Here is a 24,808-nt window from a genome sequence, read left to right on the forward strand (position 1 = left end):
TGTCATCTCCCCTCACGCAGCCCCGCACTCCATTCGCCATATAACGCAATCAACCTAGATAACGCATGCTCCGCGCTCGCAAGGCGAATGGCGTTGCGCCCTCCCGCGAATTGGATCGTCTCCGAATAGACGGCCGGCGATGCGTCCGCGTCTCCCCTTTTAAACACCCACGCAAAACATTGGGTTCCTGCGGGGATTTCGGAGTCGGTGCTGTCAGCAACACCGGTGTTGGAAATAGCGACGTTCGCACGGCTTAGCCGTGCAGCACCGAGCGCCATCTCCTTAGCCACAGCTTCGCTCGTCAAGTTGTGGCGTTGAAGGGTACGGGCAGAAACTCCCAAACACTTCATTTTTGCCTGGGGAGAATAGACGACAAAAGCGCAATCCAGTAAGGCGCCCGCGCCCGGCACATCGGCCAATGTGGCAGCTATGAGCCCTGCCGTGCACGATTCAGCAGTGACCAGCGTCAGCGAATATTTATGCATAAAGAGCGCGGTCCGCTCGACTGCATTCATTCCCGTCCCCCGGGTGCCAATGGTGGGATGCAGTCAGCAAGTTTTATGCCGCACACTCCAACTCCCATGTGGCGATAGTTACACCCGCCACACCGCGCATCTGGCCTACCCCATGTCCTTGACAATCTCTGCCATCTGGTGGGACTTCGCTCTGCTCGCCCTTGGGGCAGTAGTGCTGGCCCCCATTGGCGAATACCTCACCCGCCGCTATGTTGCGGCCGATCCCTGGAAGCCGACATGAACACCATCAGCGCAAGCGCGCCCCCGGTGCGCCACCGTCCCCCCATCACGATCAAGCGGGCAGCCCGCAAGCTGGGCGCCCTGATCGCTCCCCGCGACCACGCCGGCAAGGGCCACTGGAGCGACGACGCGGAAATTCCGCTGTGGGCCTGGCCCGCCAGCGTGGCGTTGGCCATGTTCTTCCTCTTCGGCCCACAGTTCCTCGGCTGGCTACTCGGATACCGCTCCTAGACGCCACGCGGACCACGCCTCTTCACCTACTGACGTTTTGTTGGCGGCATCGCCAGTGACTCAACCAGTTCCCCGTCTGCATCACAGCCAAGTCCCAAAAGAAACGTGTGGACATCCACACCTTGGCGGGCGGCTTCATCTTGTGCAACTCGCCAGCACTCCACAAGGCGCGCCTCCTCAACACCAACTTTCATTTCGTGAATCGGCTGAGTGGGCCGATCCGCAGCGGTTTCCCCGCACAACCGGCTTTCATAGCAGAACCGCTCCAATCCCCTGCGGATAGCCGCGCCAAACCGGCTATTCGAGTCTTCCATTCTGACCTCCGTCCCAACGGAAGAATCTTAGCTCAATCACAAAGTGGCCAAACCATGAACGCTCCCCCCGCATCGTTCAAGACGATGATCAAGGACGGCACGATCAAACGCGCCGACGCAATGAAAGTCCGCTATTCCGATATCCGCGTGAAAGAGGGTTTCAACCTTCGTGACCTGGACGACGAATACGAAACCGGTATTGAAGCCCTGGCCTCCTATATTCTGGCTGGCGGCACGTTTCCCGCGCTCGAGGTCATCGCCCTGCCGGACGGCTCCGGCGTAGAAGTGGTGGACGGCCATCGTCGCTATGACGCCATTGGGCGGGCAATCCAGCGCGGCGCCCCTATCGAGTGGGTTGCCGTGGTTGGGTTCCAGGGCAATGAAATAGAGCGCCGTGCGCGCATCTACACCAGCAACGAAGGCGTCAAGCTACGGCCACTTGAAGCGGCACGCGGCTTCAAGCGGTTTCGCGGCATGGGCCTCGCCACGGAGGAAATCGCGTCCCTCGTCCATCGCAGCCGGCCGCACATTGAGAACTATCTGGTCCTGGCGGATGCCGAGCCCGATGTGCAAGCGTTGGTGCGAGCCGGGGCGGTCTCCGCCGAGGTTGCGATAGACGCAGTTCGCCAGCACGGCGCCCAGGCCGGCGAGTTTCTAAGCGGCAAGGTGATCCAGGCGAAGGCCGCGGGCAAGGCCAAGGTCACGGCCAGCACCATCCACGGCCGCGCACTGCCCCGCAAGGTCGTCTCCCCGCTCATCAGCGGCGTCGACACGTTTATGCAGGGCCTGGACGCCAATCAGCGCGCGACCCTCTTGGACATTCAAGAAGGCCGCGTTGCCGCCGAAACCATCACCATCCCCGCCGCCGCCCTGCTCGACCTATTCCAGGCGCATGGAGCGGTCGAAACCGTCCGCGCCAAGCAGGCGGAGAAGCAACGCCGCCAAGCCGAGGCCGCGGCAACGGCCAGCCAGGCCGAAATCCCCACCGCAGAGGGTGCCCCCGCATGAACGCCCCCCAAAACCTCGACGAGCTGGACGACGTTGACCTGGCCGCGCTGTCCACCCGCGTGCTGCACGACATGGTCGCAAAGATGACCCCGGAAGAGCGCCAGCGCTATCGCGAGGCCCTCGACGCCGCAGACGCGCCCCTCCGCGGTTTCCTGGGCGCCGCGCTCGGTACGCCCGAAACGTCGCCCTCCGCCCCCGGCCAGAGGTGCGCGACGTGCCGCGGCGCATTCTCCGGCATGTCCTGGGACACGCTCTGCCCTTCGTGCTGGGAAGAACAACTCAGGAAGGATTCGGCCGAGCGCCGTACCCGCGCCACCGCCGGCGGCGTGGCGCAGAAGCCAGATTTTGCGCGCGCAGAGGAAATCGCCAGCGAGTACGTGCAGGGCTACGAGTGGCGCGGCGAAGACGTGGCTGGCCGCGACACCTGCTACACGCCGAACAAGCGCGAGCGCGCAATGATTACCGATGCAATCCTGGGTCTGCTGGCGTAGCCGGAATTCGTCGCCGCCCTCGCCGCCCAGGTCCCGCAGCAGGGAGAGGCGTGATGGAACTCAAACTTGAAGAGTCCTACGCGTTGGACGACTCGTGCCAGCTCAAATACTGGGCGCGCGGTCATTGGGATTGGGGCGAATTCGTCACCGCAGTGCAGGACCGCATACGCGCCGACGAGCGCGATATTCCGAACTGGGTAGTGATCCAAGCTCCCGTAAAAACACTGTACCAGCGCACCGTGCCGTACCGGAATTCCATTGTCGGGGACACGCAGCTTGTGCTCTCGGACAAGCCTGGACGCGGTGCCACCGCAGTGACCGTCATGGATTTCTGGTTCCCCCTGCACGCCTACCTGCCGCTTAAGTCGCAGCCCACCACCAAGGAAAGGACATGACCGAGAACAACTCCGCCCAGGCAGCAGAGCAAGACCCGCTGAGCGACCAATTCGTCAACGCAGTGATTCGCCAGCACGGCTACGACAGCCCCGAGGCGGTGATCGCCAGGCTGTGGCAATGGATCGGCCTGAACGGCAGCGAAAACGGCGTCACCCTGCTCATGTACGAAGCGCACAAGGTGCTGTCCAAGCTGCGCGCCACTGTAGCCGATGAGCGGGCGGCGCTGTCGCAATACGATTATCAAGCCCTGTTCGACGCCATCGGGAAGGCCGTCAAGGTTCATCCGAATCTGGCCATCGAAATTTCGGTACAAGCGTTCCGCGCCGCCCTGGCAAGCGCCCCTGCCGACCCGGAGGCTGCGGAGGTGGACTTTCTGGTCCGCGTCCTGGAGAACCTGGACACATGGCGCGCCGAGGAGTGGAGCGAGTTGCTTGAGCGCCGCCCCACCATCCTCGCAATGCTCCGGCCTATGGTTCTGGCAAGCGCCCCTGTAGCCGGGGAGGCGTTCATGTACGGGGTGATGGGGCCAGACGGCAAGGCCTATCTGGATGAATTCTGCGTGTCCACCGATCGGGCCGAACTGGAGCAAGAAGTAGTCACGCCGATGAACGAAGACCACGGCGAAGGGAAATATGCCGTGGTCGCACTGTTTCGCCATGCCGCGCCCCAGGCCAGCGAGGCGGTGCGCGATGTCGAAGACGCCGAACGGTGGCGATGGGCTACAGCCTCCGATGGCAATGCCGACAAGCTTTGCTCCATTGTCCTGTGTCATGGCGGCTATCAGGACAAGATCAACGAGCGCGCCGACTTCTACCGCGCCGCCCTGTCCGCGCAACCGGGAGCGCAGAGAACGGGAGGCAGCGAATGAACGTCGCCGTGTTGTTCGCCCGCCAGGACAGCACCTACAAGGCGCTGCCCGATGTGGATGTGTACGACATCGACCGGGACGCCAGAACCTTCCAGGGCGGAATGCCGGTGGTAGCGCACCCGCCGTGCCGCGCATGGGGTCGGCTCCGAGCCTTCGCTAACCCTCGCCCAGACGAAATGAACCTTGCCCGCCTGGCCGTGGCCTTGGTGCGGGAATTCGGCGGCGTTTTGGAACACCCGGCCGGCAGCACGCTATGGGCTGCCCAGATGCTGCCCCGGCCTGGTGGCGCCCGAGATCAGTGGGGAGGCTGGACGTTCGCCGCGCCTCAGATGTGGTGGGGCCACAAAGCCGAGAAAGCGACATGGTTCTACATCGTCGGCGTGGCGCCAGCGGATATGCCGCCCATTCCCTTGGTGCTGGGCGAAGCAACTCATGTCGTTCAGTCCCGCAAGCGCCAGGATTACCGCCCACACATCACCAAGGCGGAGCGTGAGCATACCCCTCCTGAGCTGGCCGCTTGGCTGGTCGAAGTGGCGCGGCGCTGCCGCATTGAGAAAAGGATTGCAGCATGACCCACCCCAAGCAGCACAACGACGGAGGCGCGGTGTATGGCTGACCTGATCGAACGCCTGGCCGCCCAGCTGCGCGAGTGCGCCGAAACCCTCGGGGCTGACCAGATCGACGAGCAGCGCGCCATGCGGGCCTATGCCGATGCAGTGAGGCTGCTTGAGGACATGCCTCAAATATCGCGCATTGAGCTCGGCGATGCGTCACTAAAGGAGCAATGATGACCGATCGACAACCGCCAGACACGTTCCTGTCGCCTGCCGAGGTGGCTGATATGACCGGAATCCGTCGCGGCACCAAAGGCAGGCCCTATCCGGTCCTGCAAGTGGAATGGCTGCTGGCCCATGGTTACCCTGCGCACGTCAACCGCGCGGGCCGGGCTATAGTCGCGCGCAGCGCGGTCGAGCGCCGCCCCGCACGAGCCACCGAGCCGGCCAATACTGAATGGACGCCTGACGCCTGGAGGGCATGAGCATGGGGCGCAAGCCAACCCGCAATCGCCTGCCACCCGGCATGCGCGCGCGCCACCGCGGCGCCAAGACCTACTACTACTTCGACCTCGGCGGCAAGCCGCGCAAGGAAGAACCCCTAGGATCGGACTTCGTTGAAGCCATGCGCCGCTGGGGGCAGCTCACGCAGCAGGCCGTCGGCGCCGCCGGCCAGGTCACTTTCCGCCAGGCAGCCAATCGGTACTTCGCCGATATCGTGCCGACCAAGGCATCCCGAACCCAGGACGGCAACAAGATCGAGCTGGACTTCCTGTGCGAAATTTTTGACAAGCCGCCCGTGCTGATGGAGCAAATCAAACCCGTGCACGTCACGCGCTACATCCGCTGGCGCATGGCGAAGTCGGCGGACTGGTTTCGAGAAAAGGGCCGGCCGGTTCCGCCGGACGCCGGGCACGTCCGCGCCAACCGCGAGATCGCGCTCTTCAGCGCCATCTTCAACTATGCCCGGGAGATCGGCCTGACCGATGCCCCGAATCCGGCGCAGGGCGTGCGCAAGAACAAGGAGCGCGGGCGCGACACCTATGTAGAGGATGACGTTTACGCGCGGGTGCACGGCGCGGCCGATGAGCCGCTGCGGGATGCTATGGACCTGGCCTATCTGGCCGGCCAGCGCCCGGCGGATACGCTACGGTTTCTGGAAACCGACATGCGCGACGGTTTCCTGCATGTGCGCCAGGGCAAGACGGCCCACAAACTGCGGATCGAGATCTCGGGCGAGCTCGCGCAGGTCATCGAACGGATCAAGGCGAGAAAGGCCCGCTACCGCGTCGAGAACAAGGTGGTGAGCATCTACTTGGTGGTCAACGAGTCTGGCTCGCCGCTGACCGCTGGCGCGCTGCGTGACAGGTTCGACAAAGCCCGCGAGGCCGCCGGCGTGCCCAAGGCTGCATTTCAATTCCGCGACCTGCGCGCCAAGGCAGGCACCGACAAGACCGAAGCCGCCGGCGATATCCGGCAGGCGCAAAAGCAGCTTGGCCATGGGTCGGTCACGACCACGGAGAAGTATGTCCGGCGCCGTAAAGGCGACAAGGCGGCGCCCACTCGGTAACGAGAATTGCGGAAAAGCCTGCCGATTGCGGAAAAGAAAACGGGCCTCGGATTGCTCCGAGACCCGCGTATTTCTTGGTAGGCCCCCCGAGAGTCGAACTCGGCACCAACGGATTATGAGTCCGCTGCTCTAACCAGGCATGAGCTAGAGGCCCAGGAAATTTACTGCCCTTCCAGGAAGCTCTTCAGCTTGTCGGCCCGGCTGGGGTGACGCAGCTTGCGCAGCGCTTTAGCCTCTATTTGGCGGATGCGCTCACGCGTGACGTCGAACTGCTTGCCCACTTCTTCCAGGGTCTGGTCCGTGCTCATTTCGATGCCGAAACGCATGCGCAGAACCTTGGCTTCACGCGGGGTCAGAGAGTCTAGCACTTCCTTGACCACATCACGCATGGAACCGTGCAGCGCCGCGTCGGAAGGCGCCAGCGTGGACGTGTCTTCGATGAAATCGCCCAGGTGCGAATCGTCGTCGTCACCGATGGGCGTTTCCATGGAGATCGGTTCCTTGGCGATCTTCAGGATCTTGCGGATCTTGTCCTCGGGCATGTCCATCTTCTGCGCCAAGGTCGCGGGATCCGGCTCAGCGCCGGTTTCCTGCAGGATCTGGCGGCTGATGCGGTTCATCTTGTTGATCGTTTCGATCATGTGAACCGGGATACGGATGGTACGCGCCTGGTCGGCGATGGAACGCGTAATGGCCTGACGGATCCACCACGTTGCGTAGGTCGAGAACTTGTAGCCGCGACGGTATTCGAACTTGTCCACGGCCTTCATCAGACCGATGTTGCCTTCCTGGATCAGGTCCAGGAACTGCAGGCCACGGTTCGTGTACTTTTTGGCGATCGAGATCACCAGACGCAAGTTGGCCTCGGTCATTTCGCGCTTGGCCTTGCGGGCCTTGGCTTCGCCGGTGGCCATGCGCTTGTTGACGTCCTTCAGGTCCTTCAGCGGCAGCACGACGCGCGTTTGCAGGTCGATCAGCTTTTGCTGCAGTTCCTGCACGGCCGGGATTTGGCGCTCCAGCGTTTCGGCGTACGGATGGCCAGCGGCCACTTCGTCGACGACCCACTGCAGGTTCGTTTCGTTGCCGGGGAACACCTTGATGAAGTGCAGGCGCGGCATGCCGGCACGGTCCACACACGTGTGCAGGACAGCGCGCTCGAGCTGACGGACTTCTTCGACCTGGTTGCGCAGTGTGTCGGCCAGCTTTTCCACCATCTTGGCGGTGAAGCGGATGCCCATCAGTTCGTTCTGGATGGATTCCTGGGCGCGCACGTAGATGTCCGACTTGTAGCCGTCCTTCTCGTACGACAGGCGCATCTTGTCGAACTGCTTGTTCACTTCGTCGAACTTGGCCAGCGCCTTGACGCGCAGGTCTTCCAGCTGCTTGCTGGACATGCCGCCAGCGGGGCCGTCGTCGCTTTCGTCTTCGTCCGCGGTGACACCGGCGCCGGCGTACTCTTCGCCGTCTTCCGGATCGACCAGGCCGTCGACGACTTCGTCGATCTGCGCCTGCCCTTCACGCACACGTGTGATATGGGCCAGGATTTCGTTGATGGTGGTCGGGCAGGCCGAGATGGCCATGACCATGTGCTTCAGGCCGTCTTCGATGCGCTTGGCGATTTCGATTTCGCCTTCGCGGGTCAGCAGCTCGACCGAGCCCATTTCGCGCATGTACATGCGGACGGGGTCGGTGGTGCGGCCGAAATCGGAGTCCACGGTGGTGAGCGCGGCTTCGGCTTCGTCTTCGACGTCGTCGTCGTTGGACGCAACCGGCGCGTTCTCGCTCATCAGCAGCGTTTCGGCGTCGGGGGCCTGGTCATAGACCGCGATACCCATGTCGCTGAAGGTGCTGATGATGCCGTCGATGGCTTCCGCGTCGACCAGGTCGTCAGGCAGATGGTCGTTGATTTCGCCGTACGTCAGGTAGCCGCGGTCCTTGCCCAGCTTGATGAGCTGCTTCAGGCGATTGCGGCGCGCTTCGTATTCTTCCGGCGTGACGGGACCGCGGGCGATCAGATCCTTGGGATCGGCCTTGCCGCGCTTGCCGCCGCGCTTCGGCGGCTTCAGGTCGGGCAGGACTTCGCCTTCGCCGTCCATCGTATCGTCGAAACCGTCGGAGTCGTTGTTGGCGTTCTTGGCGGGGCGGCCCGGACGGCGACCGCTGGGCACGGGGCGCGCGCTGCCGACCAGGTCGGCAAGCTTGTCTTCGGCCTTCTTGGCGCGGGCCTTCGTCACCTTTTCAGGCTTGTCCGCGGCGACAGCCGTCTTGGCTGCCTTTTTGGCGGCCGTCTTGGCAGCGGGCTTGGCGACCTTCACCGCCGTCTTGGCGGGCGCTTTTTCAGCGGCCATGCTGACGGCGCGCTTGGCCGCCACAGCCTGAGTTTCGGCCGCATCAAGTGCAGAGGAGGATTTGCCGGTGGATTTGGTCATAGTCGCTTCCGTGGTCGTCGCAACCCGTTTGGGCATGTTGCACCGCATAACGCCGCGCCGGATACGGACCCGGTGCGGCATGGAATACGGGTAAATCTGGTGGATCGGCAGAGTTCACGCGGCTGCGTTGTTCGCAGCACCGGCCCTTGCGAGCCCTTCTGACGCCGTACTTGGTGCGTAACCGTTCTGGCGCAAGACGTGCATGACTCATTCATCGGCGGGTTCCGGACGTTGGGGGGGCTGCCTGCCTATAAATAGGCTTTGCTCGCTTATCGGGCCATTGCCCCAAGCAGCTAGGTATACACAGCACCCGAACCACTAACGCCACGCGGAATGACCGCCGCTGAACTGCTTTTGATCCACCGCTCAGCTATATTAATTAACTATGTAACAATCTTGACGCACGCGTCCCGGTTTTTTGAATCTCAATTACCGGGTGCCCGAGCAGCAAGCCGCTCTCGTCAATTTGGCACAATATTTATTAGATTCCGGCATCCGAAATAGATTCCGATGCCAAAACTACATTTCACTTTCCTGCTACTGCGGCATCACTGCTGCATTGCCTCTGTTTCGGTACGGCTAACAATCAACCCCATACCGAACTCGAATCTTTGTCGATCATGCAACAGTCGGGGTACAACTGGCAATGGCGGCAAGCCATTAGTGCTGCCTGCCAAGCCATTAGTGCCGCCTGCCAAGCCACTAGTGCTGCCTGTGCTCGGGCTCCACTAGCCGCGAAGGTACCGTATACGGCACCTCGCATACGCGGAAAACCTTTGATTTTAGCGTATTTAGCGCAACCCAGCACCTTTCAAGACCGTCATCCGGCTAGACAGCTCAAGATAGCGTTTGCGCGCCTCTTCCGAGGCAAGTCCCGCAGCCGCAAGCTTGGCCATTTCTGTTCTCGCCGAGTCGAACTCTATTCTCCGCAGGGCATCGTCCCATTCCGTCTGGGGATCGGGCAGGTCTTCCTGCGCGAGCATGTCTGCCCGCAGCCCTTTCAAGACAGTGGCAAGGTCAGAGTCCGGCTCTGCCGCCTCCAGCAAGGCGCCAACGTGGCGCGCACCGCTGGATTGCGCAAGCATGATCAGGTCCCTTACCAATCCTAGATGGGGGCCATGGTCGATGACTTCAAGCTGCTGGTCGCCCATGGAATCAACCAGCTCGGGATGGGCGAGCAGCAGGCTCAACAGACGCTTGGCCAGGGAGGGCATGGTGCGGCGCCCCTCGAAGCCGCCGACGTCATTGTCGCGCCGGCCCTTCCAGTTGCCCTTGCCACCTTTCCAGTCGCCCTTGCCCTTCCAGTCGCCCTTTCCTTTCCAGTCGCTTTTGCCTTTCCATTCCTGCTTGCCGCCGCTGGATTGCCAACCGGCCGCGCCCCCACCAGGCTCGTCGCCGAGCGAGGCATACTGGCCGTAATCGGAGACGTCTGACTCGTCTGCGGGAATGTCGCTGAAATCGTGGTTGCCGTAGTCGTAGCCCATGTCGGGCGGACCGCCGTCATGACCCGGCTCTCCGCCTGAAGCGATTCCCGCTTCGCCCGCGCTAGACGCCGGCCGCGGACCCGGCGCGAACGGTTTGGCGGGTTGCTGCGCCAGGACCTGCGCCATTTCCTCGGGCGTCAGTTGAACCAGCTTGGCCATTTCCCGTTCGATCTGCACGCGCAGCGCACATTCGGGAATCGCCGCCAGCAGCGGCTTGGCCTCGTGAAGGCAACTGGCGCGGCCCTCGGCTTCGTTCATGTTGTGATGCGACGCCAGCTCGTCCAGGAGAAACCGGGACAGCGCCACGGCGTCGCCCAGGCACGCGCGGAACGCTTCGGCGCCCAACTCGCGCACGTACGAATCGGGATCATGCTCGGCCGGAAGGAACAGGAAGCGAATCGCGATATCGTCCCTGAGCACCGGCAGACAGGCCTGCAGCGCGCGCCAGGCAGCACGCCGCCCCGCCTTGTCGCCATCGAAACTGAAGATGACCTTGTCGCTGGACCGCAGCAGCTTCTTGACGTGATCCGGGGTGGTGGCGGTGCCCAGCGTGGCGACGGCATTGGCGATGCCCTGCTGCGCCAGCCCGACGACGTCCATGTAGCCTTCGACGACGATGACCTGGCCTTCCTGGCGGATGGCCAGGCGCGCCTCCCACAGACCGTAGAGCTCCTGCCCTTTTGAAAACAGGGGCGTCTCGGGCGAATTCAGGTACTTGGGTTCGCCTTTGCCGATGATCCGGCCGCCAAACCCGATGAGGCTGCCGCGCGCGTTGCGGATCGGGAACATCACCCGTTCGCGGAAACGATCGTAGCGGCGTCCGTCTTCGGATTCGATGACGAGTCCAGACTCCACCAGCGTGGGGTCTTCGTAGTTGGGAAATACCTGGGACAGGCCATGGCGGTCCGTGCCGGACCAGCCCAAACCAAAATGTGCGGCAATTTCGCCCGTCAGGCCGCGCTGCTTCAAATAGCGGACGGCGGCGGGCGATGCGCGCAACTGTTTCAGGTAGTGGGCTTGGGCCGCGTCGAGCACCTGCGTGTGCCGGGACTCCTCGGCCTTGCGGCGCGCGGATTCCTGCTGCTGGCGGGGACTGCGGTTTTCTTCGGGGACCGTCATTCCCACCGACGCCGCGAGCGTGCGCACGGCGTCGGGGAAACTGGCGCCCGTGTGTTCCATCAGGAAGGTGATGGCGCTGCCGTGTGCACCACATCCGAAGCAGTGATAGAACTGCTTGGTGGGGCTGACAGTAAACGACGGGCTTTTTTCGTTATGAAAGGGGCACAGGCCAAGCAAGTTGGCCCCACCCTTTCGCAACTGCACATATCGCCCGACAACGTCGACGACGTCGACTCGGGCGAGCAAATCCTGGATGAATGATTCTGGAATCAATAGATTCGGGAATCAGAAATCAATACAGGCGCGGGGGCAGTTGTTGGCTACGGATGCGCTTGTAGTGGCGCTTCACGGCGGCAGCATGCTTGCGCTTGCGCTCGGCGGTGGGCTTCTCGTAGAACTCGCGCGAGCGCAGTTCGGTGAGCAAACCGGTCTTTTCGATGGTGCGCTTGAAGCGGCGCAGAGCGGCTTCAAACGGTTCGTTTTCCTTCAGTCGAACGATAGGCATAAAGTAATTGGCCTGCTTGTAGGGTAACAAAGTTGATGACAAACCTGGCTTGCTTTTCCAGCAACGCTGCGCGGCCCAGGTACGCGAAGACGGCCTTTGGCGATAAGACCTGCAAACCACCAATAGGCAAGTACCGCGAACTGTGAACCTTGAAAGCGCAACCCGGGCATGCGTTCACCCGGGTTTGAGCTGGCTGTTTCCGTTACCCAAAGACTACCCAGAGAGTAACAAGCCAAGTTCGGTTTAGCGATAACCAGCGATTCTAGCATGGTCAAGGACGGTTTGACTACTGCCAGAGCCCGACTGCGCCCAGCACCCCGCCCCTGCCCCGACTGCGATCAGCTCTGGGAACCCTTGCGGATCCAGGCTTCCAACTGATGGGGACGCAAGCTGTCGTAGTCTTCGAACGGCTGGTGAATCCAGGGATTCGTGGGCAGCTTCTCGACGTAGTAGTCGGGCGTCGCCTGCGAATGCCCCTTCCACCACAGCACGGCACTGCGCAATTCGGTGATGTCGGCGAACTGGCTCTTCAGGTGATCGAAGACCTTGTTGAACGTCTTGCCGGTATCAACCATGTCGTCCACCAGCAACACCCGGCCGGACAGCGTGCCGCGGGTGATGGTGATGAACTGGGCGATGTCCATGTCGCCTTGCTTGGTGCCGGCCGCCTCGCGATAGCTGCTGGTGGCAAGAATGCCCAGCGGCACGTCAAAAATACGCGACATGACGTCGCCCACACGCATGCCGCCGCGTGCCAGGCACAGAATCTTGTCAAATTTCCAGCCCGACTGGTGCACCTGCAAGGTAAGGCGCTCGATCAAGCGGTTGTAATCGTCCCACGTTACCCACAGGTGGCTATCGTCACTGGTCGGCGTGCTCATAGGCAAGCATCTCCTGCACAAAAATACGAAAAGGCCACCGCCCGGATGACCGGCGGCGGCCTTGGGAATAATAACCCGATGTCAGCCCTTCAGGGGATGACGCAAAACAATGGTCTCGTTGCGGTCCGGACCGGTAGACACCAGGTCGATCGGCACACCGCAGACTTCCGCCACGCGCTCAAGATAGCGGCGCGCTGCGGCGGGCAGCTTGGCGTATTCGGTGATGCCGACGGTGGACTCGCTCCAGCCGGGCAGCTCTTCCAGGACGGGTTGCGCCTGGGCCACGGCGTGCGCGCCATAGGGCAGCACGTCGCGGAATTCACCGTTGACGCGGTAACCGACGCCCAACTGGATGGTTTCCAGGCCGTCCAGCACGTCCAGCTTGGTGATGCACAGGCCGGAAATGCCGTTCAGGCGGACCGAGCGCTTCAGCGCGGCGCCGTCGAACCAGCCGCAGCGGCGCGGACGGCCCGTGACCGAACCGAATTCCTTGCCGATGGTCGCCAGGCGCGTGCCGATCTCGTCGACCAGTTCCGTCGGGAACGGGCCCGAGCCAACGCGCGTGGTGTACGCCTTGGTGATGCCCAGGACGTAATCCAGCTGCTGGGGACCGACGCCGGCGCCAGCCGAGGCCGCGCCCGCCACGCAGTTGCTGCTGGTGACGAACGGGTACGTGCCGTGATCGACGTCCAGCAGCGCGCCTTGCGCACCTTCGAACAGGAGGCGCTTGCCTTCCTGCTGCATGGCGTACAGGTTGCTGGAGACATCCTTGACCATCGGGGCGATGGCCGGCGCGAGCGCCATGGCTTGATCGCGCACTTCGTTGGCCGAGACGGCTTCAGCGCCCAGGTACTTGGTCAGCACGAAGTTATGGTAATCCAGCACTTCGGCGAGCTTTTCGTCGAACAGCGCAGGATTGAAGAGGTCTTGCACGCGCAGAGCGCGGCGGGCGACCTTGTCTTCGTAGGCCGGGCCGATGCCGCGGCCGGTCGTGCCGATCTTGCCTTCGCCCTTGCGCGCTTCGCGCGCCTTGTCGATGGCAACGTGATAAGGGAGGATCAGCGGGCAGATCTCGGAGATCTGCAGGCGCGAGCGCACGTCCAGGCCGGCGGCTTCCAGCTCTTCGATTTCCTTGAGCAGGGCCTCCGGGGACAGCACGACGCCATTGCCGATGAAGCAGGTGACACCGGGGTGCATGATGCCCGACGGGATCAGGCGAAGAATCGTCTTCTTGCCATTGATCCACAGCGTATGGCCGGCATTGTGACCGCCTTGGAAGCGGACCACACCCTGGACGGATTCCGCCAGCCAATCGACGATCTTGCCCTTGCCCTCGTCACCCCATTGAGTGCCGATTACGACTACGTTCTTGCTCATGATACGAATCAATTTCGAGTTTCTCGGGAAATCCGGAAATCTCCCCGCGGCCCTCTCGTTTCCGAGAGGGAGTTAGTCACAGCGTTTTGACCGTCCAGACGCCATCCTGCAGCGCCAGCTCGCGATCGCAAACGAATTCGTCCTGATCCTGCTCGTGACCGGGCAATACCTGAACGACGATTTCCCCTGACCGGCGCAAGCGGCGAACCGCCTCGGTCAGAGCGGGGGCCTGCCCCCAGGGCGCGCGAACCGCTCGCGCCCTTTCCGCCGGCGGCAATCCCGCCGCCAGCTTGCGTAAATCAAGACTGAAGCCCGTCGCCGGACGCGACCGCCCGAATGCGTGGCTGACGTCGTCGTAGCGACCACCGCTGACCAATGCATCGTGCCAGCCCTCGGCGTACAGCGCGAACTTGACACCCGAGTGGTAAGCGTAACCACCGACATCGGCCAGGTCCACACTGAACGACACGTTGGGCATGGCGTCGACCACCGCCTGCAGGGCGTCGAGCGCCTGGGCGATGCCCGGCAACGCCGGCAGGTCGCGTCGGGCGATCTTCAGCACATCCGGGCCGCCGTACAACGTGGGCAGCAACTGCAGCGCCTTCAGCGTTTCCGGACGAATGCCGGGCGCGCGCGCCGCCAGTTCGCCCAGCCCGGGTACATCTTTGTCGCGCATCAGCCGGATGGCGTCCTGCGCCAGCTCAGCCGCCGCCGGGTCCGATTTCAGGATGGCGCGCAGCACGCCGGGGTGACAGAGATCCAGACGCGGATTGCGAACGCCAGCGATTGCCACCGTTTCCAGCACGAGCTGAATGATTTCGAGGTCGGCTTCGAATCCGGCATGGCCGTAGATTTCAGCGCCGATCTGCAGCAGTTCGCGGCTGGACAGCAAGTCCGAAGGACGCGCATGCAGCACATTGCCGCAGTAACACAGGCGAGTAACGCCCGCGCGGTTCAGCAAGTGCGCGTCGATACGCGTGACCTGGGGAGTCATGTCCGCGCGCACGCCCAGCGTGCGGCCCGAAAGCTGATCGATCAGCTTGCAGGTGCGCAGATCCAGATCGCTGCCGGTGCCCGACAGCAATGAATCGATGTACTCGACCAGGGGCGGCGCGACCAGCTCGAACCCGTATGTACGGTAGAGATCGAGAAGTTCGCGGCGCAGTTCCTCGATGCGCCGGGCCTCTGCCGGAAGTACGTCGGCAAGGCTTTCGGGCAGCAGCCAGTTACCCATGAATGTGTTTACCTGAATAACGCCAAGTGATGCGTGGGCGTCGCCCAAACGAAAAGCGGCTGAGGGGCGTAAGCCCGCTCAGCCGCTGCGGAATGTTTTCTAGCTTACGCGGTATTGTACATGGTTCAGCGGCGAGCGCCACCCGCGGCACAGGCGTGCCGGGCGGCTCGACCGCGTCCCCGATACCCGGCAGGAATCGTCCCGCCAGAAGCAGAAAAGCCCCTCGGGAACCCGAGAGGCTTTTCGTTCGTGCTAGCCGCGGTGGATCACTTGGCCGGCACGGTGACCGGCGCCAGGGCCGCGCCCGCCGGATCCTTCATGAACTGGAAGAAGCTGGAGCTGGGGTCCACGACCAGCACGTCGCCCGGCTTCGAGAACGAGGCACGATAGGCTTCCAGGCTCTTGTAGTACGTGTAGAAGTCCGGGTTCTTGCCATAGGCCTGGGCGTAGATGGCCGCCGCGGCAGCATCGCCCTCACCCATGACGCCCTGAGCCTTGGCATAAGCCTGAGCCACGATGACCTCGCGTTGGCGGTCGGCTTCGGCGCGGATCTTCTCGCCTTCGGCGGCGCCGATGGAGCGCAACTCGTTCGCGACGCGGGTACGCTCGGCTTCCATGCGGCGGTACACCGACTCGGAAATTTCCGGCGCGAACTCGATACGGCGCAGACGCACGTCAACGATCTGCACGCCCAAAGGCTCAGCCCGCTTGGCGACGTTGGTCAGGATTTCCGTCATGATCTTGTCGCGTTCGGTGGAGACCACGTCGCGCACCGTACGCACGTTGACCGATGCGTTCAGGGCGTCGCGGATCTGAGCTTGCAGGCGTTCTTGCGCCGCGCGCTCGTTGCCGCCGAACGTCACGTAGAACAGGCGGGGATCCGCAATGCGCCACTTGACGTAGGAGTCGATCAGCAGGTTCTTCTTTTCGGAAGTCTGGATGCGCTCGGCTTCGTTGGTTTCGATGGTCAGAATGCGCTTGTCGAGCGTGACGACGTTCTGGAAAGGCGGCGGAACCTTGAAATACAGGCCCGGATCGCTGATGACGCGACGGACTTCACCCAGCGAGAACACCAAGGCATAGTCGCGCTCGCGCACCACGAAAACGCTGGAGGAAAGGAGGGCCAGCACGATGAGCAGGCCGACCAGGATGGGCATAAGACGATTCATGTTCAGGACTCCTCCGGATTAGCGCGACATACGGTCGCGGGGCAGCGTGTTGCTATTGCTGCTGCCGGAAGGCTGCGGCACCGGCGCGGCCGTACCGCGCGAGGGCTGCTGGACAGGCGGGTTGGTCACCGGCGAGCCGGAGCTGCCGATGTTCGACTTGCCTGCGTCCTGAGCCGCCAGATGCATGATCTTGTCCAGGGGCAAATACAACATGTTGTTGTTGCTCTTGGTGTCGACCATGACCTTGCTGGCGCGGGTGAAGATTTCCTGCATGCTGTCCAGGTACATGCGCTGGCGCATGACCTGCGGCGACTTCTCGTATTCGCCCAGGATGCTGGTAAAGCGCGAGGTATTACCTTGCGCATCGCCCACGACCTTGGCCTTGTAGCCTTCTGCCTGCTCCGTCATGCGCGATGCCTGACCGCTGGCCAGCGGCACGACCTGATTGGCGTAAGCCTGGCCTTCGTTGATCTGGCGCTCACGATCCTGACCGGCCTTGACGGCGTCGTCGAACGCGGCCTGCACCTGCTCGGGCGGCTGAACGTTCTGGATGGCGACGGTGCTGATCTGCACGCCCGTCAGGTAGCGATCGAGGATCTGCTGCATCAGCGCCTGGACTTGGGAAGCCACGGTCGTACGGCCTTCGTACAGCACGAAGTCCATCGACTGCTTGCCCACGACTTCGCGCATGGCGGTTTCAGATGCCTGGCGCACGGACTCGTCCGGGTCGCGCGTCTTGAAGAGATAGTCGGGCGCGCCGTCCGCCTTCAGGCGGTACTGGACGACGAACTGCATATCGACGATGTTCTCGTCCGTCGTGAGCATCAGCGCTTCAGGCAGGACCTTGTTGCGCGCGCCGCCACGGAAACCGACTTCGAACGTGCGCAGTTGCGACACGTTGACGATTTCATGGCTTTGGATGGGATAAGGCATGCGCCACTGGAAACCGGCCTGCGACGTGCTCTTGTACTTGCCAAACTGGGTCACGACCGCGACCTGGCCTTCCTGCACGATGTAGAAGCCGCTGGCCAGCCAGATGCCCGCCGCGACCAGGGCGATGACGCCCAGGCCGATGCGTGTGCCACGCGGGGATGGCGGCGTCATGCCGCCACGGTTGCCGGGACGGTTGTTGCCGCCACCGCCCTTGCGCCCGAACAGGTTCCCGATGCGATTATTGAAATCGCGCCAGACCTCGTCCAGGTCAGGAGGGCCGTCTCCATTGCCTTGGGGCCGCTTAGGCGGCGGCTCGGAGCCGTTGTTGTTTCCACGACCCCAGCCGGGGTCATTCAGATTGAAGAGTTTGATAATTCGCGGCATTGTTTCCCACAATCTGTCCGGTCTCCGCAATTGCCCCGCGCAACGCATCCAAACCGGCGCGCTCGGTGGCGCTTACAAATACTCGCGCAATCGTACCATGTGCGTCGCGCTCCACCCGCGGTTCCAGGCCCGCCCGGTCGATCTTGTTGTATACCAGAATGGTGGGAATCGCGGCAGCGCCTATTTCGGCGAGGACCCTGTTCACTTCGAAAATCTGCTCATCCCGCTGCGGGCTGGCCGAGTCCACCACATGCAGGAGCAGATCGGCATGCACGGTTTCTTCGAGCGTGGCCCGGAAGGCGGCGATCAGGTTGTGAGGCAGGTCGCGGATGAAGCCCACAGTGTCTGACACCACCACCGATCCGGCGCCTTCGATCCAGATGCGGCGCGTCGTCGTATCCAGCGTGGCGAAGAGCTGGTCGGCGGCGTAGGCATCGGCCCGCGTCAAGGCATTGAACAGCGTCGACTTGCCGGCGTTGGTATAGCCCACCAGGGAAACCGACAGCGCGCCGCCCCGCGCGCGGGCACGACGCTGAGTAATGCGCTGGCGTTCGACCTTGTCGAGCCGCTCGCGCAGCGTCTTGACCTTCACGCCGATCATCCGGCGGTCCATTTCGAGCTGGGATTCGCCCGGGCCGCGCATCCCGATACCGCCACGCTGGCGCTCCAAGTGGCTCCACATGCGCGTGAGGCGTGTGGCCAGATGCTGGAGCTGAGCCAGCTCGACCTGCAGCTTGCCTTCGTGGCTCTTTGCGCGCAGCGCAAAGATGTCCAGGATGAGCGCAACGCGATCGACGACGCGCAGGTTGAAGGCGCGTTCGAGGTTGCGCTGCTGGGCCGGCGACAGGGGCTGGTCGAAAAGGATGATATCGGCAAGCAACGCTTGCGCCATCGCGACGCCTTCGTCGGCCTTTCCGGAGCCGATGAAGAATTTGGCGTCGGGCCGATCGCGGCGGGCCGTCAGGGTGCCGACGATTTCGGCGCCCGCGCCCTTGGCCAGCATGGCGAATTCCTCGGCATGTGCCGTGAAGTCCGGATCACCGAGATCCACACTGATGATCAGAGCACGCATACATGCACCATATTCGAGCCAAAGCGAAAATGCCCGCCGACGGGAACCGTCTGGCGGGCAATAAAAGGTAAAGCTGGAGCGAGATTACTCAGCAGGGACTTCCACTTGAAAATTGACGGCACGCGCGGGAACGACAGTCGAGATGGCGTGCTTGTAGACCATCTGGGTGACCGTATTGCGCAGCAGCACCACGTATTGGTCGAAGGATTCGATTTGCCCTTGAAGCTTGATGCCGTTCACCAGGTAGATCGACACGGGCACATGATCCTTGCGCAGCGTGTTGAGGAACGGATCTTGCAGAGTTTGCCCTTTATTGCTCATTGGCCAGGCTCCATTTGTTTGTTATTGAATGATGACGCGCTTTTTGTACTGGTGGAGCACGCCGAAACACGTACTCTACAGGGTTTTCCCGGCCCGTGCTACTTGGCCAGGAAGCAAAAATGAGACCAGAGTTTTCCAGCTGAAAAGCCTCTGAAATCAAGCCTGCAGGATCTTCTCGAGCGCTTGCAGAAGCTGATCGCATTGGCCTTCGGTACCCACCGTAATGCGCAGGAACTGGTCGATCCGCGCATGCCGGAAATGGCGCACGATGATGCTGCGCTCGCGCAAGGCGGTGGCGAGCATCGCGGCGTCTTTCGCCTGATGGCGCGCGAACACGAAGTTCGCCGCCGACGGGAGCACCTCGAAGCCTAGCGCCTCCAACCCTGCCGTCATGCGCGACCGGGTTTCGATCACGGCATTGCGGGTCTGCTCAAAATACTCCGTATCCTCAAGGGCCGCCACTGCGCCGACGGATGCCAGCCGGTCGATGGGGTAGGAGTTGAAACTGTTCTTTACCCGCTCGAGTCCGTCGATGAGCGCGGCGCTGCCTACAGCGAAGCCCACCCGCAAACCGGCCAGCGATCGCGACTTGGAAAGCGTCTGCACCACCAGCAGGTTGTCGTACCGCGAGACCAGGGGGATTACCGACTCAGCGCCGAAATCCACGTATGCCTCATCCACGACGACGACCGTGTCCGGATTGCCGGCCACGATGCGTTCGACCTCGGCGGCGCTGAGCGCGCGGCCGGTGGGCGCATTGGGGTTCGGGAAGATGATGGCGCCTGCCTGGCCGTGACGCGCCGGCAGGTAGTCTTCGACGTCGATGCGGAAATCCGCGGTGAGCGGCATCGTTTCGAACGCGATGCCGTACAGGCCGCAATACACCGGATAGAAGCTGTACGTGATGTCCGGAAAACGCAGCGGACGGTCATGCTTGAGCAGCGCAAGGAACGCATGCGCCAGGACCTCGTCGGAGCCATTGCCGACAAAGACCTGCTGCGGCTGCGCGCCGACTGCTGCGGCGATGGCCTCGCGCAAGCGGTCCGAGGACGGGTCCGGATAAAGCTTGAGCGTGTCGTCGCAGGCCGCGCGGATCGCATCGAGCACCTTGGGCGACGGCCCGTAAGGATGCTCGTTGGTGTTCAGCTTGACCAGGTTCTGAAGCTTGGGCTGCTCGCCCGGCACATACGGACTAAGCGTCCCGACAACGGGACTCCAGAAACGGCTCATGGATCAGCTTTCCTGCGTGTAGGGGTTGTGCGAGGACTTGAATTCGATACGCAGCGGCGTGCCGGCCAGGTCGAACGCATTGCGGAAACGCGTTTCGAGATAACGGCGGTACGAATCGGGAATCGCGTCCAGCGCATTGCCGTGAATCACGACCAGCGGCGGGTTCTGTCCGCCCTGGTGCGCATAGCGCAGCTTGGGACGGAAGATGCCCTTGCGCGGAGGCTGCTGCTGCTCGACCGCGGCCTGCAACTCGCGCGTGAGCTTGGGCGTGGACAGCTTGGCAAACGCGGCGGCGTGTGCGGCGTTGATGGACTTGAGCACAGGCTTGATGCCCTGCCCTCGCAGCGCCGAGATGGTGTGGACGCGCGCGAACGACAGGAAACGCAGCTTGCGGTTGAATTCGCGCTCGATGCGTTCCTTTTCTTCGCCGTCCAGGCCGTCCCACTTGTTGATGGCCACGACCACGGCACGACCGGTTTCCAGCACGAACCCGGCGATGTGCGCGTCCTGCTCGGAGATTTCGGTCTGCGCGTCGAGCATCAGCAGCACGACGTTGCTGGCCTCGATGGCCTGCAACGTCTTGATGACGGAGAACTTTTCGACGGCCTCGAAGACCTTGCCGCGCTTGCGCAGCCCAGCCGTGTCGATCAGCGTGTAGCGGCGGCCATCGCGGTCGAAATCGATTTCGATGGCGTCGCGCGTCGTACCCGGCATGTCGAACGCGATCACGCGCTCTTCGCCCATGAACGTGTTGATGAGGGTGGACTTGCCCACGTTGGGGCGTCCCACGATCGCCAGCTTGATGCGGTGATCGTGCTCGCCTTCTTCGACCGGCTCTTCTTCGGCGGGCGGTTCGGCCAGATCCTTGAGCGCGAGCTCGATCAGGTCAACGATGCCGTCGCCGTGCGCCGCCGAAATGGGATAGGGCTGACCCAGGCCGAGTTCATGGAATTCGGCGATGGCGGGGCCCAGGCCCATGCCTTCAGCCTTGTTCACCGCCAGCAGCACACGCTGCTGACCGGATTTGCGCAGCAGCTGCGCAATTTCGTGGTCATGCGCGTTGATGCCCGCACGGGCATCCACCAGGAACACGACGACGTCCGCCTCGGCGATGGCCTGCCGGGTCTGGCGGGCCATTTCGAGCAGGATGCCGTCCTTGGCCACCGGCTCGAAACCGCCGGTATCGATGGCGATGAACGGAATATCGCCCACCCTGCCCTCGCCATAATGGCGATCGCGGGTCAGGCCGGAATAATCGGCCACCAGCGCGGCGCGCGATCGCGTCAGGCGATTGAAAAGGGTCGATTTCCCCACATTGGGGCGGCCGACCAGGGCAACGACAGGCTTGAAAGACACGGTAAAAGGCTTTGTTTTATAAGGTTCAGTTGGTGCCGATCAGGACGAGATTGCCATTGCCCGTCTGGACCAGCACGCCTTGGGGCGTCGTCTGCGGCGGTGACACGACCGCGCCGCCGCCCACCGACAGGCGCGCCATCAGGCTGCCGTCGCTGCGCGACAGGAAATGCACATATCCGTCCAGATCGCCGACAGCCAGCGCTCCCCCCAGCATAGCCGGAGCGGTGAGCTGGCGGTTCTTCAGGGCGGCCTGCTTCCAGAGATTACCGCCATTATCCAGCGCAAACGCGTTGACCACGCTGTTCTGGTCGGCAGAATAGGCGAAGCGGTCATCGAGCGACAGGCCGCTGACGCTGGAAAAGTCCTTCGTCCAGAGCGGACGGCCACCGGCAGTGACGTCAAAGCAGACGATGCGTCCCTGATAGGCGACCGCGCACAGCAGGTTGCCCGCAATGCGCGGCGCACCGACCACGTCGGTCAGGCGTTCGAGGTCGCTGGCGCCGCGCGGCGTTGCCACGGTGCCTTCCCATTGCACGTTGCCGCTGTTGGACGCGATGGCCATGAGCTTGCCACCGGGCAGGCCGGTGATGACCAAGCCTTCGGCCAAGACCATTTGCGAAACGCTGCGCAAGGCGAGCGACGGGCCGGGACGCTGCACGCTCCAGACGCGTTCGCCGCTGTTGGCATCGAATGCCTGGATGCGATAGTCGCCGCTGCGCACAACAACGATGCCGTAGCCGACCGCGGGCGGGATCGCGACGTCGCTGGTGGCGCGGACCTTCCACTTCACCTTGCCGGTGTCGTCGAAGGCGATGACATCGCCGTTGGGCGACGCCACGGCGGTGGTGGTGCCGTCGCTGCCGGCGCCGGCCGACAGCTTGGTGTCGGCCTTGGCCTTCCAGATGGCACGGCCGCTTTGCAGATCGAACTTGCCGACGGAGCCGTCAGGCGTCGCGGCATAGACGGCGTCGCCGAGCACGGTGGGCGCGAAGCCCAGGCCGGAGCCGCTGCCAATGGACGTGGACCAGACCTGGCGCACGGACATGCCGGCCTTGTATTCAGTCAGGGGTGCCGGATCGTAGCGGCCGTCGTCATGGGAAAACATACCGCAACCGCCCAGGGCAAGCAGGCTTGCCAGCAGGACGGCGCCGCGCCACGTACGGCCAGGTGCAAATTTACGCATTACAGTCACGCTCCGCTCAAGGCATCCAGTTTCAGTTGCACAACCTGGGTCAGGGGATTGGCCAGGCCCAGGCCATCGATGGCGCTCTGCCAGGCCGCGCGCGCTTCCTCGCGCTTGCCTTGCGCAGCCAGCACGTCCCCGCGGCGGTCAGCGAACAAGGCGGCAAAGGCAGCCGGCGGATTGTTCAGCTGCGCCAGCGCGGCGTCGTATTGCTTCTGGTCGAGCATCATGCCCGCCAGGCGCAGGCGCGCCACGGCTTGCATGGAGGGGTTGTTGCCTTGGGCAGCCAGCCATTCGAGCTGTTCGCGGGCGCCGGCATCATCCTTCTGCGCCTGCAGGGCCTGCGCGGCCACGAGGGCGCCACGCGCGGCGTAGCCGGTGTTGGGATATTTTTCGCGCAGGGTCGCGGCGGCGGTCTTGATGCGCACCGAGGAATCGGCGCCGCCCAGTCGAGCAGCATCTTCCAGCGCTTCGAAGTAACCCATGGCCTGGTTGGCCTGGTGCGATTCGTACGCCTTCCAGCCCCACCAGCCGCCCCAAGCCAGGAGCACCACCGTCGTCAGCGCCAGCAGCAGCGTCCCGTAGCGGGCCCACCACGCCTTGATCGCGTCGAGTTTTTCCTGTTCTTCAAGATCGTATGCCATGCCTTAACCCTTGTTGTTCAATGCGTCGGCCAGCTTTGCCAGCGGAACCTGTTGCTGCGCCGCATCGCCCTGCTCTTCTGCGCGCAGGAACTTGACGCTGGCGGTCTGCGACGCCACTTCGTCGGCGCCAAGGATAACCGCAACGCGGGCGCCGCTGGCGTCCGCGCGTTTGAATTGCGACTTGAACCCCGCCGATCCGGCATGCACGATGACCGAGAGGCCCGCGTCGCGCAGGTCTTCGCCGACCCGGGCGGCAAGGCGCTGCGCGTCTTCGCCTTGGTGCACGATGTAGACATCGCACTCGGCCGGCGCGGCGATTTCAACGCTTTGTTCCCACAGGTCGAGCAGGCGCTCCATGCCGATGGCAAAGCCCACGGCCGGCGCGGTCTTGCCGCCCAGCAGTTCGACCAGGCCGTCGTAGCGGCCGCCGCCGCAGACCGTGCCTTGGGATCCCAGGCGGTCCGTGACCCATTCGAAGACGGTCAGGTTGTAGTAGTCCAGGCCGCGAACCAGGCGCGGGTTCAGGCGGTATTCGATGCCGGCGTCGGTCAGGCGCTGGCACACGCCCTCGAAGTGCGCGCGGGATTCTTCGCCCAGGAAGTCGAACAGGCGCGGCGCGCTGTCGGCCATTTCCTGCATGGCGGGGTTTTTGGTGTCCAGCACGCGCAGCGGATTGGTGTACATGCGGCGCTGGCCGTCCTCGTCGAGGATGTCGCGGTGCTTTTCCAGATGCTGGATCAGAGCGGCGCGGTGGGCGGCGCGTTCAGCCGGCTGGCCCAGCGAATTCAGTTCCAGGCGCACGTCCTTCAGGCCCAGCAGCTTCCAGAGGCGGGCCAGCATGACGATGAGTTCCGCGTCCACATCGGGACCGGCAAAGCCGAGGGCTTCGACGTCGATCTGGTGGAACTGGCGATAGCGGCCGCGTTGCGGGCGCTCGTGGCGGAACACGGGACCGATGGAGTAGACGCGTTGCGGGCGGTCGTAGAGCAGGTTGTGCTCGATGGAGGCGCGCACGATGCCGGCGGTCATTTCGGGGCGCATGGTCAGCGACTCGCCGTTGAGCGCGTCGGTGAACGTGTACATCTCTTTTTCGACGATGTCGGTGACTTCGCCAATACCGCGCGCAAACAGGCGCGTATGCTCAAGCACCGGCGTGCGCACATTGCGATAGCCGTAGCCGCGCAGCCACCCGCGCACGATTTCCTCGAATTGCTCCCAGCGGGCGCTTGCCCCCGGCAGCAGGTCATTCATGCCGCGTATGGCGGCGACTTTCTGGAAAGCTTGAGTCATCTTGATCATG

26 protein-coding genes and 1 tRNA gene are annotated in these 24,808 nt (G+C 63.2%); 9 read left to right on the forward strand and 18 right to left on the reverse strand.

The features are described from left to right. Positions 1–2 precede the first annotated feature (2 nt). Positions 3–515 (reverse strand): CinA family protein, encoded by a 513-nt coding sequence (locus AC6LJW_RS02200; RefSeq protein WP_498086395.1) that lies wholly within the window; start codon positions 513–515, stop codon positions 3–5. Positions 516–752: 237 nt separating this feature from the next. Between AC6LJW_RS02200 and AC6LJW_RS02205 the strand changes: the two genes are divergently transcribed. Then, positions 753–986 carry a hypothetical protein gene (locus AC6LJW_RS02205; protein ID WP_498086396.1) on the forward strand — a complete coding sequence of 78 codons (234 nt, stop codon included), beginning with the start codon at positions 753–755 and terminating at the stop codon, positions 984–986. Between the two features lie 26 nt (positions 987–1,012). On the opposite strand, the gene AC6LJW_RS02210 is transcribed toward AC6LJW_RS02205, so the two are convergent. Continuing rightward, positions 1,013–1,300 (reverse strand): hypothetical protein, encoded by a 288-nt coding sequence (locus AC6LJW_RS02210; protein WP_498086398.1) that lies wholly within the window; start codon positions 1,298–1,300, stop codon positions 1,013–1,015. A gap of 54 nt (positions 1,301–1,354) precedes the next feature. Here AC6LJW_RS02210 and AC6LJW_RS02215 point away from each other — a divergent pair, with 54 nt between their 5' ends. Genes AC6LJW_RS02215 through AC6LJW_RS02250 form a run of 8 tightly spaced genes read left to right on the forward strand, consistent with a single transcriptional unit; the run spans position 1,355 to position 6,187 of the window. After that, positions 1,355–2,308 (forward strand): ParB/RepB/Spo0J family partition protein, encoded by a 954-nt coding sequence (locus tag AC6LJW_RS02215; protein WP_498086400.1) that lies wholly within the window; start codon positions 1,355–1,357, stop codon positions 2,306–2,308. Then, positions 2,305–2,799, forward strand: a complete 495-nt coding sequence (locus AC6LJW_RS02220; protein WP_498086402.1) for a hypothetical protein — start codon at positions 2,305–2,307, stop codon at positions 2,797–2,799. Before AC6LJW_RS02215 ends, AC6LJW_RS02220 begins: the two co-directional genes overlap by 4 nt. Before the next feature lie 53 nt (positions 2,800–2,852). After that, positions 2,853–3,194, forward strand: coding sequence for a hypothetical protein (locus tag AC6LJW_RS02225; RefSeq protein WP_498086404.1), 342 nt, complete (start codon positions 2,853–2,855; stop codon positions 3,192–3,194). Beyond that, positions 3,191–4,063: a hypothetical protein gene (locus AC6LJW_RS02230; protein WP_498086406.1), complete on the forward strand. Its 873-nt coding sequence runs from the start codon at positions 3,191–3,193 to the stop codon at positions 4,061–4,063. Before AC6LJW_RS02225 ends, AC6LJW_RS02230 begins: the two co-directional genes overlap by 4 nt. Further along, positions 4,060–4,635, forward strand: a complete 576-nt coding sequence (locus AC6LJW_RS02235; protein WP_498086408.1) for a hypothetical protein — start codon at positions 4,060–4,062, stop codon at positions 4,633–4,635. Before AC6LJW_RS02230 ends, AC6LJW_RS02235 begins: the two co-directional genes overlap by 4 nt. 36 nt (positions 4,636–4,671) lie before the next feature. Beyond that, on the forward strand, positions 4,672–4,851 hold the full coding sequence (locus AC6LJW_RS02240; protein ID WP_498086410.1) for a hypothetical protein: 180 nt from the start codon (positions 4,672–4,674) through the stop codon (positions 4,849–4,851). After that, a complete protein-coding gene (locus AC6LJW_RS02245) occupies positions 4,848–5,102 on the forward strand; it encodes a DUF4224 domain-containing protein (protein ID WP_279214094.1) in 255 nt (84 codons plus the stop codon). Before AC6LJW_RS02240 ends, AC6LJW_RS02245 begins: the two co-directional genes overlap by 4 nt. Next, positions 5,099–6,187 carry a tyrosine-type recombinase/integrase gene (locus tag AC6LJW_RS02250; RefSeq protein WP_233462091.1) on the forward strand — a complete coding sequence of 363 codons (1,089 nt, stop codon included), beginning with the start codon at positions 5,099–5,101 and terminating at the stop codon, positions 6,185–6,187. Before AC6LJW_RS02245 ends, AC6LJW_RS02250 begins: the two co-directional genes overlap by 4 nt. 75 nt (positions 6,188–6,262) lie before the next feature. Here AC6LJW_RS02250 and AC6LJW_RS02255 read toward each other — a convergent pair. The 16 genes from AC6LJW_RS02255 to hisS all read right to left on the reverse strand — a co-directional run bounded on the left by AC6LJW_RS02255 (position 6,263) and on the right by hisS (position 24,798). Further along, positions 6,263–6,341 (reverse strand) — tRNA-Ile (locus AC6LJW_RS02255). Positions 6,342–6,348: 7 nt separating this feature from the next. Beyond that, positions 6,349–8,616, reverse strand: coding sequence for an RNA polymerase sigma factor RpoD (gene rpoD / locus AC6LJW_RS02260; protein WP_056571399.1), 2,268 nt, complete (start codon positions 8,614–8,616; stop codon positions 6,349–6,351). A gap of 791 nt (positions 8,617–9,407) precedes the next feature. Then, positions 9,408–11,492 (reverse strand): DNA primase, encoded by a 2,085-nt coding sequence (gene dnaG / locus AC6LJW_RS02265; protein ID WP_498086412.1) that lies wholly within the window; start codon positions 11,490–11,492, stop codon positions 9,408–9,410. A 19-nt stretch (positions 11,493–11,511) separates the two neighbouring features. After that, a complete protein-coding gene (gene rpsU, locus AC6LJW_RS02270; protein WP_006218592.1) occupies positions 11,512–11,724 on the reverse strand; it encodes a 30S ribosomal protein S21 in 213 nt (70 codons plus the stop codon). Between the two features lie 338 nt (positions 11,725–12,062). Next, the gene (locus AC6LJW_RS02275) at positions 12,063–12,605 is read right to left on the reverse strand and encodes a phosphoribosyltransferase (protein WP_056571405.1); all 543 of its coding nucleotides are present in this window, start codon (positions 12,603–12,605) and stop codon (positions 12,063–12,065) included. Positions 12,606–12,686: 81 nt separating this feature from the next. Beyond that, positions 12,687–13,982 (reverse strand): adenylosuccinate synthase, encoded by a 1,296-nt coding sequence (locus AC6LJW_RS02280; RefSeq protein ID WP_056571408.1) that lies wholly within the window; start codon positions 13,980–13,982, stop codon positions 12,687–12,689. A gap of 76 nt (positions 13,983–14,058) precedes the next feature. Beyond that, positions 14,059–15,216, reverse strand: coding sequence for an ATP phosphoribosyltransferase regulatory subunit (locus tag AC6LJW_RS02285; RefSeq protein WP_498086447.1), 1,158 nt, complete (start codon positions 15,214–15,216; stop codon positions 14,059–14,061). Positions 15,217–15,482: 266 nt separating this feature from the next. Then, the gene (hflC, locus tag AC6LJW_RS02290; protein WP_056571414.1) at positions 15,483–16,385 is read right to left on the reverse strand and encodes a protease modulator HflC; all 903 of its coding nucleotides are present in this window, start codon (positions 16,383–16,385) and stop codon (positions 15,483–15,485) included. 18 nt (positions 16,386–16,403) lie between these two features. Further along, positions 16,404–17,702 (reverse strand): FtsH protease activity modulator HflK, encoded by a 1,299-nt coding sequence (gene hflK / locus AC6LJW_RS02295; RefSeq protein ID WP_056571417.1) that lies wholly within the window; start codon positions 17,700–17,702, stop codon positions 16,404–16,406. Further along, positions 17,668–18,774, reverse strand: coding sequence for a GTPase HflX (gene hflX, locus AC6LJW_RS02300; RefSeq protein WP_498086414.1), 1,107 nt, complete (start codon positions 18,772–18,774; stop codon positions 17,668–17,670). The genes hflK and hflX overlap by 35 nt, the downstream gene beginning before the upstream one ends. A gap of 84 nt (positions 18,775–18,858) precedes the next feature. Then, positions 18,859–19,095 carry an RNA chaperone Hfq gene (hfq, locus tag AC6LJW_RS02305; protein WP_006218585.1) on the reverse strand — a complete coding sequence of 79 codons (237 nt, stop codon included), beginning with the start codon at positions 19,093–19,095 and terminating at the stop codon, positions 18,859–18,861. Between the two features lie 156 nt (positions 19,096–19,251). Next, on the reverse strand, positions 19,252–20,325 hold the full coding sequence (gene hisC / locus AC6LJW_RS02310; RefSeq protein ID WP_427985420.1) for a histidinol-phosphate transaminase: 1,074 nt from the start codon (positions 20,323–20,325) through the stop codon (positions 19,252–19,254). Between the two features lie 3 nt (positions 20,326–20,328). Continuing rightward, positions 20,329–21,681 (reverse strand): ribosome biogenesis GTPase Der, encoded by a 1,353-nt coding sequence (gene der, locus AC6LJW_RS02315; protein ID WP_056571428.1) that lies wholly within the window; start codon positions 21,679–21,681, stop codon positions 20,329–20,331. 25 nt (positions 21,682–21,706) lie between these two features. Next, positions 21,707–22,864, reverse strand: a complete 1,158-nt coding sequence (gene bamB / locus AC6LJW_RS02320) for an outer membrane protein assembly factor BamB (protein WP_498086416.1) — start codon at positions 22,862–22,864, stop codon at positions 21,707–21,709. Positions 22,865–22,869: 5 nt separating this feature from the next. Next, positions 22,870–23,508 (reverse strand): YfgM family protein, encoded by a 639-nt coding sequence (locus AC6LJW_RS02325; protein WP_498086418.1) that lies wholly within the window; start codon positions 23,506–23,508, stop codon positions 22,870–22,872. A gap of 3 nt (positions 23,509–23,511) precedes the next feature. Continuing rightward, positions 23,512–24,798 (reverse strand): histidine--tRNA ligase, encoded by a 1,287-nt coding sequence (hisS, locus tag AC6LJW_RS02330; RefSeq protein WP_156395324.1) that lies wholly within the window; start codon positions 24,796–24,798, stop codon positions 23,512–23,514. Positions 24,799–24,808: the final 10 nt, after the last annotated feature.

The organism is Achromobacter sp. 1012554356 (assembly GCF_059760815.1).

Bases quoted from the DNA above. Each gene is read 5' to 3' on its own strand.
- AC6LJW_RS02200 (WP_498086395.1), bottom strand. From the start codon at position 515: ATGAATGCAGTCGAGCGGACCGCGCTCTTTATGCATAAATATTCGCTG.
- AC6LJW_RS02205 (WP_498086396.1), top strand. From the start codon at position 753: ATGAACACCATCAGCGCAAGCGCGCCCCCGGTGCGCCACCGTCCCCCC.
- AC6LJW_RS02210 (WP_498086398.1), bottom strand. From the start codon at position 1,300: ATGGAAGACTCGAATAGCCGGTTTGGCGCGGCTATCCGCAGGGGATTG.
- AC6LJW_RS02215 (WP_498086400.1), top strand. From the start codon at position 1,355: ATGAACGCTCCCCCCGCATCGTTCAAGACGATGATCAAGGACGGCACG.
- AC6LJW_RS02220 (WP_498086402.1), top strand. From the start codon at position 2,305: ATGAACGCCCCCCAAAACCTCGACGAGCTGGACGACGTTGACCTGGCC.
- AC6LJW_RS02225 (WP_498086404.1), top strand. From the start codon at position 2,853: ATGGAACTCAAACTTGAAGAGTCCTACGCGTTGGACGACTCGTGCCAG.
- AC6LJW_RS02230 (WP_498086406.1), top strand. From the start codon at position 3,191: ATGACCGAGAACAACTCCGCCCAGGCAGCAGAGCAAGACCCGCTGAGC.
- AC6LJW_RS02235 (WP_498086408.1), top strand. From the start codon at position 4,060: ATGAACGTCGCCGTGTTGTTCGCCCGCCAGGACAGCACCTACAAGGCG.
- AC6LJW_RS02240 (WP_498086410.1), top strand. From the start codon at position 4,672: ATGGCTGACCTGATCGAACGCCTGGCCGCCCAGCTGCGCGAGTGCGCC.
- AC6LJW_RS02245 (WP_279214094.1), top strand. From the start codon at position 4,848: ATGATGACCGATCGACAACCGCCAGACACGTTCCTGTCGCCTGCCGAG.
- AC6LJW_RS02250 (WP_233462091.1), top strand. From the start codon at position 5,099: ATGAGCATGGGGCGCAAGCCAACCCGCAATCGCCTGCCACCCGGCATG.
- rpoD (WP_056571399.1), bottom strand. From the start codon at position 8,616: ATGACCAAATCCACCGGCAAATCCTCCTCTGCACTTGATGCGGCCGAA.
- rpsU (WP_006218592.1), bottom strand. From the start codon at position 11,724: ATGCCTATCGTTCGACTGAAGGAAAACGAACCGTTTGAAGCCGCTCTG.
- AC6LJW_RS02275 (WP_056571405.1), bottom strand. From the start codon at position 12,605: ATGAGCACGCCGACCAGTGACGATAGCCACCTGTGGGTAACGTGGGAC.
- AC6LJW_RS02280 (WP_056571408.1), bottom strand. From the start codon at position 13,982: ATGAGCAAGAACGTAGTCGTAATCGGCACTCAATGGGGTGACGAGGGC.
- AC6LJW_RS02285 (WP_498086447.1), bottom strand. From the start codon at position 15,216: ATGGGTAACTGGCTGCTGCCCGAAAGCCTTGCCGACGTACTTCCGGCA.
- hflC (WP_056571414.1), bottom strand. From the start codon at position 16,385: ATGAATCGTCTTATGCCCATCCTGGTCGGCCTGCTCATCGTGCTGGCC.
- hflK (WP_056571417.1), bottom strand. From the start codon at position 17,702: ATGCCGCGAATTATCAAACTCTTCAATCTGAATGACCCCGGCTGGGGT.
- hflX (WP_498086414.1), bottom strand. From the start codon at position 18,774: ATGCGTGCTCTGATCATCAGTGTGGATCTCGGTGATCCGGACTTCACG.
- hfq (WP_006218585.1), bottom strand. From the start codon at position 19,095: ATGAGCAATAAAGGGCAAACTCTGCAAGATCCGTTCCTCAACACGCTG.
- hisC (WP_427985420.1), bottom strand. From the start codon at position 20,325: ATGAGCCGTTTCTGGAGTCCCGTTGTCGGGACGCTTAGTCCGTATGTG.
- bamB (WP_498086416.1), bottom strand. From the start codon at position 22,864: ATGCGTAAATTTGCACCTGGCCGTACGTGGCGCGGCGCCGTCCTGCTG.
- AC6LJW_RS02325 (WP_498086418.1), bottom strand. From the start codon at position 23,508: ATGGCATACGATCTTGAAGAACAGGAAAAACTCGACGCGATCAAGGCG.
- hisS (WP_156395324.1), bottom strand. From the start codon at position 24,798: ATGACTCAAGCTTTCCAGAAAGTCGCCGCCATACGCGGCATGAATGAC.